Annotated in this window: 1 protein-coding gene and 1 pseudogene; both read right to left on the minus strand. The window is 56.7% G+C overall.

The window, feature by feature from the left end; translation table 11 throughout:
• Window positions 1-2226 (minus strand): DNA-directed RNA polymerase subunit beta' (gene rpoC, locus HT737_RS12335; RefSeq protein ID WP_182402686.1); only part of this gene is annotated, 2226 nt, incomplete at its 3' end.
• A gap of 63 nt (window positions 2227-2289) precedes the next feature.
• Window positions 2290-3859, minus strand: a pseudogene (gene rpoB, locus HT737_RS12340) (DNA-directed RNA polymerase subunit beta); the annotation flags it as partial.

The following is a 3859-nucleotide window of genomic DNA, read 5'->3' on the forward strand; positions in this document are numbered from 1 at the left end:
ACCGGCCAGCTGACGAATCTGTGCTGCGGAACCCCGCGCACCCGAGTCGGCCATCATGTACATCGAGTTGAAGGACTCTTGGTCAACTTCGTCGCCGTGACGGTCGATGACTTTCTCTTTCGAGAGGTTGGCCATCATCGCCTTGGAAACTTCGTCGTTTGCCTTCGACCAAAGGTCGATCACTTTGTTGTACTTCTCGCCCTGGGTTACCAGGCCGGAGGCGTACTGGCTCTCGATCTCTTTCACTTCGTCGGTGGCTGCACCGATGATGCGGGCTTTTTCGTCCGGGATAACGAAGTCGTTAACACCGATGGAAACGCCGGAGATGGTCGAGTAAGCGAAACCGGTGTACATCAACTGGTCAGCAAAGATCACGGTCTCTTTCAGACCAACCACGCGGTAGCACTGGTTGATCAGCTTGGAGATCGCCTTTTTCTTCATTGGCAGGTTGACGACATCGAACGACAGACCTTTCGGCACCACCTGGAACAGCAGCGCACGGCCGACAGTGGTGTCGACGATACGAGTGTTGCTCACGCTGTTGCCGTCACGGTCGTTGACGGTTTCGTTGATACGCACTTTAACCTTGGCGTGCAGTGCGGCCTCGCCGGCACGGAACACACGGTCAACTTCCTGCAGATCCGCGAACACACGACCTTCGCCCTTGGCGTTGATCGCTTCACGAGTCATGTAGTACAGACCCAATACAACGTCCTGCGACGGAACGATGATTGGCTCACCGTTGGCTGGCGACAGAATGTTGTTGGTCGACATCATCAACGCACGCGCTTCGAGCTGGGCTTCCAGCGTCAGCGGTACGTGCACGGCCATTTGGTCGCCGTCGAAGTCGGCGTTGTACGCGGCGCAGACCAGCGGGTGCAGCTGGATAGCCTTACCTTCGATCAGTACCGGTTCAAACGCCTGGATACCCAGACGGTGAAGGGTCGGTGCACGGTTGAGAAGAACCGGGTGTTCGCGAATCACTTCAGCGAGAACGTCCCAAACCTCTGGCAGCTCGCGCTCGACCATCTTCTTGGCCGCTTTGATGGTGGTCGCCAGACCACGCATTTCCAGCTTGCCGAAAATGAACGGTTTGAACAGCTCGAGAGCCATCTTCTTCGGCAGACCGCACTGGTGCAGACGCAGGGTCGGGCCTACGGTAATTACCGAACGACCGGAGTAGTCAACACGCTTGCCGAGCAAGTTCTGACGGAAACGACCTTGCTTACCCTTGATCATGTCAGCCAGGGATTTCAGAGGACGCTTGTTCGAACCGGTGATAGCGCGGCCACGACGACCGTTGTCGAGCAGTGCATCGACAGCTTCCTGCAACATACGCTTTTCGTTGCGCACGATGATGTCCGGAGCGGACAGATCCAGCAGGCGCTTCAAACGGTTGTTACGGTTGATCACTCGACGATACAGATCGTTGAGGTCGGAAGTCGCGAAACGACCGCCATCCAGCGGGACCAGTGGACGCAGATCTGGCGGCAGAACCGGCAGAACGGTCAGCACCATCCACTCTGGCAGGTTGCCGGAACCCTGGAAGGCTTCCATCAACTTCAGACGCTTGGACAGCTTCTTGATCTTGGTTTCCGAGTTGGTTTGCGGAATTTCTTCGCGCAGACGGCCAATCTCGTGTTCCAGGTCGATAGCGTGCAGCAGTTCACGGACAGCTTCAGCACCCATGCGGGCGTCGAAGTCATCACCGAACTCTTCCAGCGCTTCGAAGTACTGCTCGTCGTTCAGCAGCTGACCTTTTTCAAGGGTAGTCATGCCCGGATCGATAACGACGTAGCTCTCGAAGTAGAGAACGCGTTCGATATCACGCAGGGTCATGTCCATCAGCAGGCCGATACGGGACGGCAGCGATTTGAGGAACCAGATGTGGGCAACCGGCGAAGCCAGTTCGATGTGCGCCATGCGCTCACGACGAACCTTGGCCAGTGCGACTTCAACGCCGCACTTCTCGCAGATCACACCACGGTGCTTCAAGCGCTTGTACTTACCGCACAGGCACTCGTAATCCTTTACCGGGCCAAAGATCTTGGCGCAGAACAGACCGTCACGCTCAGGTTTGAACGTACGGTAGTTGATGGTTTCCGGCTTTTTAACTTCACCGAACGACCACGAGCGGATCATCTCAGGCGAGGCCAATCCGATACGGATGGCGTCGAACTCTTCGACTTGACCCTGGTTTTTCAGCAAATTCAGTAGGTCTTTCAAGGCCTTTCCTCCTGGCGGAGCAGAGAGCGGGCAGTCCTGCCCCGCTCTCGATCGCGTCACGTGTTATTCGGTTTCCAGATCGATATCGATGCCGAGGGAACGAATTTCCTTGATCAACACGTTGAAGGACTCGGGCATGCCCGGCTCCATACGGTGATCGCCATCCACGATGTTTTTGTACATCTTGGTACGGCCGTTCACATCGTCCGACTTCACTGTGAGCATTTCTTGCAGAGTGTATGCAGCACCGTATGCTTCCAGTGCCCAGACCTCCATCTCCCCGAAACGCTGACCACCGAACTGCGCCTTACCACCCAGCGGCTGCTGGGTAACCAGGCTGTACGAACCGGTAGAACGCGCGTGCATCTTGTCGTCTACCAAGTGGTTCAGCTTCAGCATGTACATGTAGCCAACGGTAACTGGACGCTCGAACTTGTTGCCGGTACGGCCGTCAGTCAGCTGCATCTGGCCGCTTTCCGGCAGGTCTGCCAGTTTTCAGCATGGCCTTGATTTCGCTTTCCTTGGCACCGTCGAACACTGGAGTGGCCATTGGAACACCGCCACGCAGGTTCTTCGCCAGATCCAGGATTTCCTGATCGGAGAAGCTGTCCAGATCTTCGTTACGACCACCGATCTGGTTGTAGATCTCGTCCAGGAAGGTGCGCAGCTCGGCGACTTTACGCTGCTCTTCGACCATCCGGTTGATCTTCTCGCCCAGACCTTTGGCCGCGAGGCCCAGGTGGGTTTCAAGGATCTGACCAACGTTCATACGCGAAGGTACGCCCAACGGGTTGAGGACGACGTCGACCGGGGTGCCATTGGCATCGTGCGGCATGTCTTCAACCGGCATGATCACGGAGACCACACCCTTGTTACCGTGACGACCGGCCATCTTGTCGCCCGGCTGGATGCGACGACGGATTGCCAGGTAAACCTTGACGATTTTCAGCACGCCCGGAGCCAGGTCATCGCCCTGCTGCAGTTTGCGCTTCTTGTCTTCGAACTTGTCGTCCAGCAGACGGCGACGATCAACGATGTAGGCCTGAGCCTTCTCGAGCTGCTCGTTCAGAGCATCTTCAGCCATGCGCAGTTTGAACCACTGACCATGCTCAAGACCGTCGAGTACTTCGTCGGTGATGTCCTGACCTTTCTTCAGGCCGGCGCCGCCTTCAGCCTTGTGGCCTACCAGAGCGGAGCGCAGACGTTCGAAGGTCGCGCCTTCTACGATACGGAACTCTTCGTTCAGATCCTTGCGGATCTCGTCCAGCTGGGACTTCTCGATCGACAGAGCACGAGCATCACGCTCAACGCCGTCGCGAGTGAAGACCTGTACGTCGATGACAGTACCTTTGGTACCGGTAGGTACACGCAGGGAGGTGTCTTTAACGTCGCTGGCTTTTTCACCGAAGATCGCACGCAGCAGTTTTTCTTCCGGAGTCAGTTGGGTCTCGCCTTTCGGAGTGACCTTACCCACCAGGATGTCGCCTGCGCCTACTTCAGCACCTACGTAAACGATACCGGCTTCGTCCAGCTTGTTCAGTGCAGCCTCACCCACGTTCGGGATGTCCGCAGTGATTTCCTCTGGGCCAAGCTTGGTGTCACGCGCCACACAGGTCAGTTCCTGAATGTGAAT

This window comes from Pseudomonas sp. MD195_PC81_125, from assembly GCF_014060985.1.
Classification (GTDB): Bacteria; Pseudomonadota; Gammaproteobacteria; order Pseudomonadales; family Pseudomonadaceae; genus Aquipseudomonas; species Aquipseudomonas parakoreensis.